Origin of the sequence: Stenotrophomonas cyclobalanopsidis (genome assembly GCF_008710035.1) — a bacterium.
Classification (GTDB): domain Bacteria; phylum Pseudomonadota; class Gammaproteobacteria; order Xanthomonadales; family Xanthomonadaceae; genus Stenotrophomonas; species Stenotrophomonas cyclobalanopsidis.
This window is the reverse complement of record NZ_VYKI01000028.1, coordinates 5,135-16,836: the sequence shown is the minus strand read 5'-3', so window position 1 is coordinate 16,836 and position 11,702 is coordinate 5,135. Positions and strand designations below refer to the sequence as shown.

14 protein-coding genes are annotated in these 11,702 nt (G+C 68.0%); 5 read left to right on the top strand and 9 right to left on the bottom strand.

Annotated elements, in window-relative coordinates; all coding sequences use genetic code 11:
- Positions 1-50: 50 nt before the first annotated feature.
- On the bottom strand, positions 51-305 hold the full coding sequence (gene ubiK, locus FJU31_RS16365) for a ubiquinone biosynthesis accessory factor UbiK (RefSeq protein WP_108770291.1): 255 nt from the start codon (positions 303-305) through the stop codon (positions 51-53).
- Positions 306-439: 134 nt separating this feature from the next.
- Here ubiK and FJU31_RS16360 point away from each other — a divergent pair, with 134 nt between their 5' ends.
- On the top strand, positions 440-778 hold the full coding sequence (locus FJU31_RS16360; RefSeq protein ID WP_116862548.1) for a P-II family nitrogen regulator: 339 nt from the start codon (positions 440-442) through the stop codon (positions 776-778).
- A gap of 373 nt (positions 779-1,151) precedes the next feature.
- Here the strand turns inward: FJU31_RS16360 and FJU31_RS16355 are convergent, their stop codons facing one another.
- The gene (locus FJU31_RS16355) at positions 1,152-1,808 is read right to left on the bottom strand and encodes an RIO1 family regulatory kinase/ATPase domain-containing protein (protein ID WP_150455676.1); all 657 of its coding nucleotides are present in this window, start codon (positions 1,806-1,808) and stop codon (positions 1,152-1,154) included.
- Positions 1,809-2,008: 200 nt separating this feature from the next.
- Positions 2,009-2,968 carry an alpha/beta hydrolase gene (locus FJU31_RS16350; protein WP_150455675.1) on the bottom strand — a complete coding sequence of 320 codons (960 nt, stop codon included), beginning with the start codon at positions 2,966-2,968 and terminating at the stop codon, positions 2,009-2,011.
- Positions 2,969-3,194: 226 nt separating this feature from the next.
- On the opposite strand from FJU31_RS16350, the gene FJU31_RS16345 reads away from it, so the two are divergent.
- Positions 3,195-4,100: an aspartyl/asparaginyl beta-hydroxylase domain-containing protein gene (locus FJU31_RS16345; RefSeq protein WP_174208738.1), complete on the top strand. Its 906-nt coding sequence runs from the start codon at positions 3,195-3,197 to the stop codon at positions 4,098-4,100.
- Positions 4,101-4,219: 119 nt separating this feature from the next.
- Here FJU31_RS16345 and speE read toward each other — a convergent pair whose 3' ends face one another.
- The gene (gene speE / locus FJU31_RS16340) at positions 4,220-5,071 is read right to left on the bottom strand and encodes a polyamine aminopropyltransferase (RefSeq protein ID WP_150455674.1); all 852 of its coding nucleotides are present in this window, start codon (positions 5,069-5,071) and stop codon (positions 4,220-4,222) included.
- Positions 5,072-5,263: 192 nt separating this feature from the next.
- Here speE and speA point away from each other — a divergent pair, with 192 nt between their 5' ends.
- Together speA and FJU31_RS16330 are read left to right on the top strand one after the other, a co-directional pair.
- Complete coding sequence (gene speA / locus FJU31_RS16335; RefSeq protein ID WP_150455673.1) at positions 5,264-7,153, top strand: arginine decarboxylase; 1,890 nt, start codon at positions 5,264-5,266, stop codon at positions 7,151-7,153.
- Between the two features lie 42 nt (positions 7,154-7,195).
- Positions 7,196-7,516, top strand: a complete 321-nt coding sequence (locus FJU31_RS16330) for a DUF6122 family protein (protein ID WP_150455672.1) — start codon at positions 7,196-7,198, stop codon at positions 7,514-7,516.
- Here FJU31_RS16330 and FJU31_RS16325 read toward each other — a convergent pair.
- The 3 genes from FJU31_RS16325 to FJU31_RS16315 are packed head-to-tail and all read right to left on the bottom strand — an operon-like array spanning position 7,507 to position 9,793.
- Positions 7,507-8,847 carry a sensor histidine kinase gene (locus FJU31_RS16325; protein ID WP_150455671.1) on the bottom strand — a complete coding sequence of 447 codons (1,341 nt, stop codon included), beginning with the start codon at positions 8,845-8,847 and terminating at the stop codon, positions 7,507-7,509. The genes FJU31_RS16330 and FJU31_RS16325 overlap by 10 nt on opposite strands.
- Positions 8,844-9,503, bottom strand: coding sequence for a response regulator transcription factor (locus FJU31_RS16320; RefSeq protein WP_108770285.1), 660 nt, complete (start codon positions 9,501-9,503; stop codon positions 8,844-8,846). Before FJU31_RS16320 ends, FJU31_RS16325 begins: the two co-directional genes overlap by 4 nt.
- Positions 9,503-9,793 (bottom strand): PepSY domain-containing protein, encoded by a 291-nt coding sequence (locus tag FJU31_RS16315; protein ID WP_116862565.1) that lies wholly within the window; start codon positions 9,791-9,793, stop codon positions 9,503-9,505. The genes FJU31_RS16320 and FJU31_RS16315 overlap by 1 nt, the downstream gene beginning before the upstream one ends.
- 151 nt (positions 9,794-9,944) lie before the next feature.
- On the opposite strand from FJU31_RS16315, the gene FJU31_RS16310 reads away from it, so the two are divergent.
- Positions 9,945-10,379, top strand: a complete 435-nt coding sequence (locus FJU31_RS16310; protein ID WP_150455670.1) for a PepSY domain-containing protein — start codon at positions 9,945-9,947, stop codon at positions 10,377-10,379.
- Positions 10,380-10,417: 38 nt separating this feature from the next.
- Here the strand turns inward: FJU31_RS16310 and FJU31_RS16305 are convergent, their stop codons facing one another.
- A complete protein-coding gene (locus tag FJU31_RS16305; RefSeq protein ID WP_150455669.1) occupies positions 10,418-11,020 on the bottom strand; it encodes a hypothetical protein in 603 nt (200 codons plus the stop codon).
- A 25-nt stretch (positions 11,021-11,045) separates the two neighbouring features.
- The gene (locus FJU31_RS16300; protein ID WP_108770283.1) at positions 11,046-11,534 is read right to left on the bottom strand and encodes a hypothetical protein; all 489 of its coding nucleotides are present in this window, start codon (positions 11,532-11,534) and stop codon (positions 11,046-11,048) included.
- Between the last annotated feature and the right edge of the window lie 168 nt (positions 11,535-11,702).

Sequence of the window (11,702 nt, the reverse complement as noted above, 5' to 3'; positions counted from 1 at the left end):
TCTGCTGTGCCCGGGGGTCGCATCCCTGTCACATCTACTGGGGGCAGCGCTCAGCCCTGGGCTGAATCCCGCCCCTCAAGCTCACGCACAGTCGCTTCCAGCGCATCCAGCTTCTCGCGCGTCTTCAACAGCACCGCGCGCTGCACTTCAAATTCCTCGCGCGTCACCAGGTCCAGCTTGGCCAGGCCGGCCTGCAGCGCGGTCTTGAAGGTGGCCTGCAGTTCCTCGCGCGATTCGCGCAGGCCCGGCGGGACCAGGTCGCTCAGGCGGCGGGCGAGGTCATCGAGGTGGTTCAGGTCGATCATGGGGGACTCCGTGGCCTGGCAGGCCGTTCTGCGCATAAGGATACTTGCGGGCCGCGCGCCCGCACAGGCGGCGGCGGTTTAGCGCCGGGCGCGTTCAGGCGCTATCCTCCACGCCGGGATACAGGAGATCGACGATGAAGATGGTCATGGCGGTGGTCAAGCCGTTCAAGCTCGACGACGTGCGCGAAGCGCTGGCCGAGCGTGGGGTTACCGGTATCACGGTGACCGAGGTGAAGGGCTTTGGCCGGCAGAAGGGCCATACCGAGCTGTACCGTGGCGCCGAGTACGTGGTCGACTTCCTGCCGAAGGTGAAGCTGGAAGTGGCGGTGACTGATGACCAGGTGGAACTGGTGGTCGAGGCGATCGTGAAGGCGGCGGGCACCGGCAAGATCGGCGACGGCAAGGTGTTCGTGTACGACCTGGGCAGCGTGGTGCGCATTCGTACCGGCGAGCTGGACGCGGACGCGCTGTAAGCGCGTCAGCTGGGTAGAGTCGACTGTCAGCCGACTATCGCGCGCAGCGCGGGCATTTCTGGCGCGGACGGGAAGAGCAGTCGACCAACGGTCGACTCTACCGCTTCGCCCACCTGCTGTAAGCGCGCCGGGGAGCGTCGGAAAACGACGGGGGTAGAGTCGACTGTCAGTCGACTATCGCGCGCAGCGCGGGCATTTCGGGTGCGGATGGAAGAGCAGTCGACCAACGGCCGACTCTACCGCTTCGCCCACCTGTGTAAGCGCGCCGGGGGGCGACGGGACACGACGGGGTGGAGTCGACCGTTGGTCGACGATCGCGCGCAGCGCGGGCATTTCGGGTGCGGATGGAAGGGCAGTCGACCAACGGTCGACTCTACCGCTTCGCCCACTTGTAGAACCGCTTCCAGCCCTGGCGCACGGCGGCGACCCAGCCCGGGTCGGCCACCAGGGCGGCTTGCGCGGCGCTCGGCGCCTGGCCGGTCACGCGCTGGCGGATCTTCAGCAGGTTCTTCATGTCGCTGCGGCGCATCTGCCGGCTGAGCGGGTTGCGGCGCAGCCAGCGCGGTGCGCGCCAGGCCGAGGTGAAGTCCAGCAGCACCGGCACGCCACCACTCACCACCACGTTGGTGCCGTGCAGGTCGTTGTGGGTGATGCCGGCCGCGTGCAGGCGGCTGAGCGCGTGCTGCAGCTGGTCGAACACTTCATTGCCCACCGCCTGCGCGGTGCTGAGCGTCTGCCCCGGAATGAATTCCATGCCCAGAGCGAGGCCGCCGAGGGTGCCGAGCAGGGCCGGGGCGTGCTTCCAGCCGCCCAGGCGCTGCAGGATGCGGGCTTCGCGGCGCACCATGAGGCGCGCGATCAGCGAAACGGGGGTTCCGCGGTAGCGGGAATAGTCCTTGACCACCGCCGGACGGCCGTCCAGGCAGGTGCGGTAGACATCGGGGGCGAGGAAGCGTTCACCGCGCTTGAGCAGCAGCGGGGCCACGGCATCATCGCCGCAGGATGGGGAAGGGGAAACAGGGGAAGTCATGGCGGGGTCTCGGACGACCCGGTGGGTGGCGCTGCAGCGTCAAGCGAACCGGTACGACTTGGGGGGAGGTAGCTAAACTCTCGTTAAGCGAATTTTAGTACCGCCGAGTTTGCTAATCCACGTTTTGTCGGAGAAATGTCGGGGCCGTGGCTGGAACAGTTCGTCGCACCTGATCGGACAATTTCGTCTCACTAAGCGCTTCAGGCCTTTGCAATCAATGGTTTGCCATCCAAGTGCCCTGCAATGCGTTGCACGAACGGCAGTAGTGCATCGCGCAGCTGGTCCAGGCCGGGCTGCTCGATGGGGAAGTGGCCGCACGCTTCCAGCAGCACCCGCTGCCTGGGCGCGGCTAGGCGCTGGAAGAAGCGGTCGCTGATCGCCACCGGGGTCCAGTCGTCGCAGGCCGGGTGCAGCATCAGTACCGGGCAGCGCTGGAACTGCTCGGGCTCCAGCGCCGGGGCGGTGTCGAACAGCGAGGCCAGCAGCCCCAGCGGCACGCGGTTGCCGCCACCCAGCGGGTCGGCGCAGACCAGCGCGTTCAGGGCCGGGTCGCGCGACATGCGCTGCATGTGGGTGAACCAGCGCACCGGCACGCGCAGGCCGCGGGTGAGGCGGCTGAGGGGCCGCAGCGTGGGCAGCAGGGCGCGCATCCACGGCTGGCGCACCAGCGCGGCCTGCACCACGGGATCGCGCGGGTCGGCCAGGGTGGTCGCCACCAGCCCCCGCACCCACGGTGATTCGGCCGCCACCAGGTAAGCCAGGTAGCCCCCGATGCTGGCGCCGAGCAGCACGACCGGGCGCGGCCGGCGCTGGTGTTCGGCGTCGATCAGGGCCAGCAGGGCTTGCTTCCATGCGCCGTAGTCGATGGTTTGCCAAGGGGCGGTGCTCAGACCATAGCCCGGCAGGTCCGGCGCCAGCACTTCATGCCCGGCGTCGGCCAGGCCAGCCGCCAGCGGGGCGAACATGCGCCCATAGCCGCCGGCGCCGTGCACCAGCATCACGGTCGCGTCGGCATCGGTCGGGCCGTGGCGGTCCAGCTGCAGCGAACCACCTGCCCAGCGGAAGGTTTCGCTGCGCGGGGTGGCGGCTGGCTGGTCCGGAAAGAAATCCGCATAGCGGGCGCTGAGGGCAGGGTAGGTAGCAGGGTCGCGGGCAGGCATCGGGGCCAGTGTAGGACTGTTGTTCAGCTACATGATGCTGAACAGGGTGCACGAGCAGCTTGACCCCGGCACAGCGCCTGCGGACCATAAGCTGTTAACCCGCGACATCGGCGGCCGCCCCCCACCCGGCACGTCCCCGTCCCCTGCCGCGTCCCCCCCTTGGTGCAGGCCGCGCGGCCGCATCGTTCGTTTCCCTGTCCGGCGCCTGCTGGAGGAAAGTGTTTTGATCATCAAGATTGTCCTGGCAGCGCTGTTCGTGGCCTGCGTGCTGTACATCCATTACCGCGGCAAAGTCCGCGCGCGCTGGTCGCGCCAGCTGCTGGACCACTCCAGCTTCATGGCTCCGATCAACGTGATCATGTATCTGTTCTCGAAGGTGCCGACCACGCCGTTCCTGGACCCGGGCAAGGAGCTGCCGCAGCTGGAGCCGCTGCGGCAGAACTGGCAGGTGATCCGCGACGAGGCGCTGGCCCTGCGCGATGCGCAGAAGATCGCCGCCTCCAGCAGCTACAACGATGCCGGCTTCAATTCGTTCTTCCGCCGTGGCTGGAAGCGCTTCTACCTGAAGTGGTACGGCCCGTCGCATCCGTCGGCCAAGGCCATGTGCCCGAAGACCGTGGCGCTCATCGAATCGATTCCCGACGTGCGCGCGGCGATGTTCGCGCAGCTGCCGCCGGGCAGCGAACTGCGCCCGCACCGCGACCCGTTCGCCGGTTCGCTGCGCCTGCACCTGGGCCTTAGCACGCCCAACGACGATGGCTGCTACATCGTGGTGGACGGGGTGAAGAAGAGCTGGCGCGATGGCGAGTGGATGATGTTCGACGAGACCTACATCCACCACGCGCACAACGAGACCGACCAGGACCGCGTGATCCTGTTCTGCGATATCGCCCGCCCGTTGCGCTTCGGCCTGCCGGGCCTGTTCAACCGCGCGGTGGCGTCGACGCTGCTTGCCGGCGGTGCCTCGCCGAACCTGCCGGGTGACCCGACCGGTGGCGTCAACAAGGCCTTCGGTGGCGTGTACAAGGTGCGCCTGAAGGCCAAGGCCCTGCGCGAGCGCAGCGTGGTGGCCTACCAGGTCATCAAGTGGGGCCTGGTGGTGGCGGTGATCGCGGGTATCTGGGCGATCTGAATTGTGGAGCCGAGCCCCTGCTCGGCTGGATTCCTGATACAGGCAGCCGAGCATGGGCTCGGCTCTACAGAAGCAAAAAACCCGCGCTGTCGCCAGCGCGGGTTTTTATTGGGTACGCCTTACTTCAACGCCGCCTGGACGAACGGCGGGGTCACCAGCACGCCGGTGTGCAGCGCGGCGGTGTAGTACAGGGTGTTGAAGGTCTTGGCAGCCGAGTCGGCCTGGCGGAAATCGAAGCCGCTCTCGCCCTTGCGCGCCATGGTCACGCTCCACCAGCCGGTGGGGTAGCACGGCTGCGGGAACGGCAGGGTCTTGAACGAGCCGAAGCCAGCCTTGCCCATCTCGGTGCGCATCTCGTTGATCAGCTCCAGCTGCATCAGCGGCGATTCGGACTGCTGCACCAGGATGCCGTCGTCTTTCAGGGCCTTGAAGCAGCTCTCGTAGAAGGCCTTGTTGAACAGGCCTTCGCCCGGGCCGACCGGGTCGGTCGAATCGACGATCACCACGTCCACGCTGCCGGCCGGGCAGTTGGCCATGTAGGCCACGCCGTCGTCGAACAGCAGTTCTGCGCGGGCGTCATCGTTGGAATCGCACAGTTCCGGGAAGTGCTTGCGCGCCATCACGGTGACCTGTTCGTCGATATCGCACTGGGTCACGCTCTCCACGCCCTTGTGCTTGAGCACTTCGCGCAGGGTGCCGCAGTCGCCGCCACCGATGATGACCACGCGCTTGGGCGCGGCGTGGGTGAACAGCACCGGGTGGCTGATCATCTCGTGGTAGAAGAAGTTGTCCTTGCTGGTCAGCATGATGGCCCCGTCGATGGTCATCAGGTTGCCCCAGTCGGTGGTCTGGAAGATTTCGATCTTCTGGAACGGCGACTGCACCTCGTCCAGCTTGCCGGTGATGCGGAAGCCGATGGCCGAGCCCGTGCGTTCGAAGTGTTCGATGTACCAGTTGCTGCTGTCAGTCATTGGATTGCGGTCCTGTTCGGAGGGTTGAAGCCGGGCTGGCGGGCGGGGCCGCGTGGCACAGATGCCACATCCGGACGGATCGGCCCGTTCAGGTTCAGACCTGCCACGGGCGCGTGGCGCGCATGATAACGAACCTGTGGGCATATAGGCGTTATCATGCCCCCCCTTTTATTGCCAACAAGGCCGACTGCAATGACCGATTGGTCCCTCGACCAAGCCCGCAAGACCTACTCGATCCCGCATTGGGCGGATGGTTATTTCGATGTGGATCAGGCTGGGCACATGGTGGTGAGACCGACCGGGGCAAAGGGCCCGGTGGTGTCGCTGCCCAAGGTGGTGGACGCAGCACGTGCCGGCGGCGCCAAGCTGCCGCTGCTGGTGCGCTTCCCGGACATCCTCGGCCAGCGCCTGGGCAAGCTGCAGGCGGCGTTCGCCCAGGCCCAGCAGGACTGGGATTACCCGGGCGGCTACACCGCCGTGTACCCGATCAAGGTGAACCAGCACCGCGGCGTGGCCGGTACCCTGGCCAGCCACCACGGTGAAGGCTTCGGCCTGGAAGCGGGCAGCAAGCCCGAGCTGATGGCCGTGCTGGCACTGTCGCGCCCGGGTGGCCTGATCGTCTGCAACGGCTACAAGGACCGCGAGTACATCCGCCTGGCCCTGATCGGCCGCAAGCTGGGCCTGCAGACCTTCATCGTCATCGAGAAGCCGTCCGAGCTGAAGCTGGTGCTGGAGGAATCCAAGGCGCTGGACGTGAAGCCGGGCCTGGGCGTGCGCATGCGCCTGGCCTCGCTGGGCGCCGGCAAGTGGCAGAACAGCGGTGGCGACAAGGCCAAGTTCGGCCTGTCCCCGCGCCAGCTGCTGGACCTGTGGAAGTCGCTGCGCGATACCGAATACGCCGACTGCCTGAACCTGCTGCACTTCCACATGGGGTCGCAGATCTCCAACGTGCGCGACATCGCCAACGGCATGCGTGAAGCCACCCGCTATTTCGTCGAGCTGTCACAGCTGGGCGCGAAGATCACCCACGTGGACGTGGGCGGCGGCCTGGGCGTGGATTACGAAGGCACCCGTTCGCGCAGCTTCTGCTCGATCAACTACGGGCTCAATTCGTACGCCAGCAACATCGTGCAGCCGCTGGCCAACGCCTGCGAAGAACACGGTCTGACCCCGCCGCGCATCGTCACCGAGTGCGGCCGCGCGATGACCGCGCACCACGCGGTGCTGATCGCCAACGTCTCTGAAGTGGAGCAGGCGCAGGAAGGTCGCGTGCCGGACCAGCACGACGACGAGCCGGCCTCGATCCGCCACCTGCGCGAGATCCACGAGGAACTGGACACGCGTCCGGCGGTGGAACTGTTCCAGGAAGCGCAGCATTTCCACGCCGAAGGCCTGGCCAGCTACGCGCTGGGCCAGATCGACCTGCCGCAGCGTGCGCGCATCGACGATCTGTTCTATGCCATCGCCCACGGCGTGCGTGCGCGCCTGAGCTACGACGAAAAGAGCCACCGCCCGGCGCTGGATGAACTGAACGAGCGCCTGGTCGACAAGTACTTCGTCAACTTCAGCGTGTTCGAATCGATTCCCGATGCGTGGGCGATCGACCAGGTGTTCCCGATCGTGCCGATCGAGCGCCTGAACGAGACCCCTGACCGCCGCGGCATCATCGCCGACATGACCTGCGACTCGGACGGCATGGTGAAGACCTATGTCGAGAACGAGAGCCTGGACACCTCGCTGCCGCTGCACGCGATGAAGCACGGCGAGAGCTACCGCATCGGTTTCTTCATGGTCGGCGCCTACCAGGAAATCCTGGGCGACATCCACAACCTGTTCGGCGATACCGATGCCGTGGAAGTGGTGGCCGATGCCGATGGCTACGCGATCACCCAGCAGCGCCGCGGTGACACCACCGACGTGATGCTGGATTACGTGGGCTACAAGCTGGACGACCTGCGCGCGGCCTATGCCGAGCGTGTGGCCGCGGCCGAGCTGTCGCCGGAACGTGCGCAGGAACTGTCGCAGGCGCTGGAAGCCGGCCTGACCGGTTACACCTACCTGTCCGACGAACCGCTGGCATGATGTCTGCGGTGCGCCGGGGATGACCCGGCGCGACCGACGCCGATGAGCGCGCGCGCGATCTTCCATCTGTTCCTGCATGCCGCCGTGCCAGCCCTGCTGGCATGGCTGTTCTGGCGCAAGCGGTTTGCCTCGGCCTGGCTGCTGTTGCTGCTGGGCTGGATCATCGACCTGGACCATCTGCTGGCCGACCCGATCTACGCGCCGAACCGCTGCAGCATCGGCTTCCACCCCTTGCACACCGCACCGGCGATTGGCGTGTATGCGGGGCTGTGCGTGCCGAAGAAAACGCGGCTGGTGGGCATTGGTCTGATGATCCACATCGCGCTGGATGCCATCGACTGCTGGTGGATGCATCACCGCTGACGGCGGATATCGTGCGCCGCCGGCAACCACACCGTCGCGCGCAACCCCGGCGCGGCGTTCTCCAGCACCAGCCGCCCGCCGTAGCTGGCGGCGATGTCTTCCACGATCGCAAGGCCCAGCCCGCTGCTGCCTTCGCGCTCATCCAGGCGCACACCGCGGCCAGTAACCTGCTCCAGCGCATCGGCGGCCAGGCCGGGGCCGTCGTCGCGCACATCAATGCGCAGCTGCCCACCGTCATTTGCCGCGCTGATCGACACGCGCTGTCGTGCCCACTTGCCGGCGTTGTCCAGCAGGTTGCCCAGCATTTCTTCAAGATCCGCACGTGCACCGGCAAACTGCAGCGCCTCGTCGATGCCCTCCGCACCGAACACCACGCCGCGCTCGCCGTGCACACGGGCCATCAGCCCACACAGCGCCTGCACCACCGGCGCCACGCCGGTGCGCTGGCGATGGTCCGCGGCCAGGCCCACCGCCAGGTAGCGGTCGACACTGGCCTGCATGCGCGCACCCTGTTCGCGCACGGCCGTGCGCCAGTCCGTCCCGTCGCCATCGGCCTCGGCGGCCAGCACGCTCAGCGGCGTCTTCAAAGCATGGGCGAGGTCTTCGGCACTGGTGCGCGCACGCGCGACCATCCGCTGCTGGTGCTCGAGCAGGGCGTTGAGCTCCTCGCCCAGCGGCACGATCTCGCTGCCCAGGCCATCGGTGTCGATGCGCTGGGCCTGCCCGCGCCGCACGCGTTCCAGCTGATGGGCCAGGCGCCGCAGCGGGCGCAGGCCGAACTGCACCTGGCTGGCCAGCACCGCCAGCCAGACTGCCGCCAGCACGCCCAGCGCCAGCGCGGTGCGCTGGCGGAAGGCCGCCACATCGGCATCCAGCGCGCTGCGGTCGGTGGCCACGCTCACCCGATAGGCCTCGGTGGCGCGTGGCAGGCGCACTTCCTGCACGCGCGCACGCAGCGCCTGTTGCAGCGGGCCGGGCAGGTTGCGGGTAGTCTCGCCGGCTGCCGCGGACGGCAGGGTTTCATCCCACAGCGAACGCGACTGCAGCAGCACCTCGCCGTGGCGGTTGGCGATCTGCCAGTACGCACCGGAAAACACCCGCTGGAAGCGCGCATCGTTGGGCTCCTGACGCAGCTGCAGCTGTCCGTCAGGCGTGGTTTCCATCTGTGCCACCAGGGTCAGCAGGTCCTGCTGCAGCTCATGGTCCAGGCGGTCGCGGGCGCTGCGTTTGAACAGTTCGCCCAGCAGCGCGCTGGCCAGCAGCGAGACCAGCAGCAGGCCGAGGCCACCGGCCAGCAGCAGGCGGCGGCGCAGCGAGGGTTGCCCGCTCACGGTGCGGCCAGCCGCCAGCCCTGGCCCCGCACGGTCTGGATCAGGTCGCTGCCGAGCTTGCGGCGCACGCGCCCGAGCAGGACGTCCAGCGCGTTCGAATCCGGGTCCAAGCCGCCATCGAACACCTGTTCGCCCAGCCGGTCGCGGCCGATCACCTGGCCGCTGTGGTGGATGAAACAGCTGAGCAGGCGGAATTCCTGCGGGCTGAGTGCCAGGGCCTGGCCGTCCAGTTCGAAGCGCCCGGCGTTGACGTCCAGCTGCAAAGGGCCGCACTGCAGGCGTGGGCTGGCATGGCCATGGCTGCGACGGATCAGGGCGCGCAGGCGCAGCACCAGTTCATCGGCCTGGAAGGGTTTGGTCAGGTAGTCATCGGCGCCGGCATCGAACCCGGCCAGTTTGTCGTGCCAGCGCCCGCGCGCGGTCAGCACCAGCACCGGGAAGCTGCGGCCGTTGCTGCGCCAGCGCTCGATCACGCTCAGGCCGTCCAGCCCGGGCAGGCCGAGGTCGACGATGGCGGCCTGCAGATCCTCGATCTGGCCGATCTCTTCGGCCTGGCGGCCATCGGCCACGGTCTGCACCACGTAACCGGCCTGTTCCAGCAGCGGCTGCAGGCGCTGTGCCAGCGCCGCATCGTCCTCGGCCAGCAGGATGCGCATCAGTCGTCCAGCTCCGTCTTCAGCAGCCTGCCGTTGCGCGCATCATAGTCCAGCTCCACCACCACCCCGTCGGCGCGCAGGATCTCCACTTCATACACGCCATCGTCCAGTTCCACTTCCAGCAGCTGGCCGGGGTGGCGCTTGAGCGCGTCGCGCACCACGCCTTCCAGTGCGACGTAGCGTCCCTGCTGCACGGCCCGGCGCGCGACATCCTGCGCCGGATCCTGTGCAGGCCGGGCGGCGGTCGCGGGGCTGGCCAGGGCCAGCAGCAGGGGCAGGGCGAACAGCAGCGTCACGGGGGAGGGCAGCCATGCGGGGAGGATGGCGCGAGTGTGCCGGTTGCGGCTAACCATTGGCTAACAGCGCCGGCTAAGGGGCTGTTAACCGCGCTCGGCATCATGGCGGTGCCGGGATGGTCCGGCATCGAACAGGAGAACCCCCATGTTGAAGTCGCTCACCCTCGCCACCGTCGCCGCCCTGGCCTTCGCCCCCGCCGTGCAGGCGGCCCCGCTGGGCATGGCCCAAGTCGAGCAGACCCTGCGCAAGGCCGGCTACACCCAGATCCACGAGATCGAGCGCGATGATGGTTTGTGGGAAGCCGATGTCAGCCGTGCCGATGGTCGCTTCAGCGAGGTGTATGTCGACCCGAAGACCGGCGAGATCTTCGACGAGCACGATGGCCGCGCGCTGCTGGGTACCGAGCAGGTGCTGGCCAAGGCGCAGGCGCACGGTCTGCGCGAGATCCATTCGCTGGAACGCGATGGCGCGACCTGGTCGCTGGAAGCGCGCAACGTCCGCAACCAGCGCGTGGAGGTGCGCCTGAGCGGCCATGACGGGCGGATCCTGCACAGCGAGCGCGATGGCTGGCTGGATTAAGGTCGGTAGCGCCGGGCCATGCCCGGCGGACACAGTGCTCAGCCGAGCGTGGGCTCGGCCCTACAAGGCAGGCGGTAGCGCCGGGCCATGCCCGGCGGACACAGTGCGCAGCCGAGCGTGGGCTCGGACCTACAAGGCAGGCGGTAGTGCCGGGCCAAGCCCGGCGGACGCAATGCGCAGCCGAGCGTGGGCTCGGCTCTACAAGGCAGGCGGTAGCGCCGGGCCATGCCCGGCGGACGCAGTGCGCAGCCGAGCGTGGGCTCGGCTCTACAAGGCAGGCGGTAGCGCCGGGCCATGCCCGGCGGACACAGTGCGCAGCCGAGCGAGGGCTCGGCTCTACAAGGCAGGCGGTAGCGCCGGGCCATGCCCGGCGGACGCAGTGCGCAGCCGAGCGTGGGCTCGGCCCTACAAGGCAGGCGGTAGCGCCGGGCCATGCCCGGCGGACGCAGTGCGCAGCCGAGCGTGGGCTCGGCCCTACAAGGCAGGCGGTAGCGCCGGGCCATGCCCGGCGGACACAGTGCGCAGCCGAGCGAGGGCTCGGCTCTACAAGGCAGGCGGTAGCGCCGGGCCATGCCCGGCGGACGCAATGCGCAGCCGAGCGTGGACTCGGCTCTACAAGGCAGGCGGTAGCGCCGGGCCATGCCCGGCGAGCGCAGCGGGAGCTGCTTACCAGCCGTACGGCGGCGGGTAATCCCAGTAACCCGGGCCACCGCCGCCATAGAAACCACCACCGTAGGGGCCGAAGCCCGGGCCCTTGCCTTCGCTGACATGGATGTTGACGTTGACCCCGTGGGTCTTGCCCTCATCGGTGGTGTAGTTCTTGCTGAGGTTGAGCGTGGCGGCGTTGTAGTGCGAGTTGCCGTAGCCCTTCGAATAACCGATGCCGGTGGTGAAGCTGCCAGACACCTTCAGCTTGTCGTCGGTCACGTCGGCGATGCGGGCGTCGTCGTGCACGCGCGGGCCGCTCTTGTCGCCGTAGTAGGTGCCCGGCGGGTCCTGCTGCACGGTCGGGTCGTTGAGATAGCGCATCGGTGCCTGCGGCACGGACAGGTCCAGGCCGGGCGACTGTGGCGCCGTGGCGCCCGCAGCGGACTGGGCAAGCACGGTCCCGGGCAGGCTGGCCAGGCACAGCAGCAGGGTCAGGGGACGGATCATCGCGATGCTCCAACGGGCAGGGACCGCGCCACGCGCGGCGGTACAGGCCGACGCTAGCAGGCGTTGCTTGAATGATGCCTGTCGCTGGCCCGTAGAGTCGAGGGTGGGGGGCGGGGCGCCAAACCCAACAGACACCGCGACACATCCACAACCCCCCCCACCCCCCAA

Excerpts from the sequence above, each read along its gene's own strand:
- ubiK (WP_108770291.1), bottom strand. The coding sequence starts at position 305 with ATGATCGACCTGAACCACCTCGATGACCTCGCCCGCCGCCTGAGCGAC.
- FJU31_RS16360 (WP_116862548.1), top strand. The coding sequence starts at position 440 with ATGAAGATGGTCATGGCGGTGGTCAAGCCGTTCAAGCTCGACGACGTG.
- FJU31_RS16355 (WP_150455676.1), bottom strand. The coding sequence starts at position 1,808 with ATGACTTCCCCTGTTTCCCCTTCCCCATCCTGCGGCGATGATGCCGTG.
- FJU31_RS16350 (WP_150455675.1), bottom strand. The coding sequence starts at position 2,968 with ATGCCTGCCCGCGACCCTGCTACCTACCCTGCCCTCAGCGCCCGCTAT.
- speE (WP_150455674.1), bottom strand. The coding sequence starts at position 5,071 with ATGACTGACAGCAGCAACTGGTACATCGAACACTTCGAACGCACGGGC.
- speA (WP_150455673.1), top strand. The coding sequence starts at position 5,264 with ATGACCGATTGGTCCCTCGACCAAGCCCGCAAGACCTACTCGATCCCG.
- FJU31_RS16330 (WP_150455672.1), top strand. The coding sequence starts at position 7,196 with ATGAGCGCGCGCGCGATCTTCCATCTGTTCCTGCATGCCGCCGTGCCA.
- FJU31_RS16320 (WP_108770285.1), bottom strand. The coding sequence starts at position 9,503 with ATGCGCATCCTGCTGGCCGAGGACGATGCGGCGCTGGCACAGCGCCTG.
- FJU31_RS16310 (WP_150455670.1), top strand. The coding sequence starts at position 9,945 with ATGTTGAAGTCGCTCACCCTCGCCACCGTCGCCGCCCTGGCCTTCGCC.
- FJU31_RS16305 (WP_150455669.1), bottom strand. The coding sequence starts at position 11,020 with ATGGCCCGGCGCTACCGCCTGCCTTGTAGAGCCGAGTCCACGCTCGGC.
- FJU31_RS16300 (WP_108770283.1), bottom strand. The coding sequence starts at position 11,534 with ATGATCCGTCCCCTGACCCTGCTGCTGTGCCTGGCCAGCCTGCCCGGG.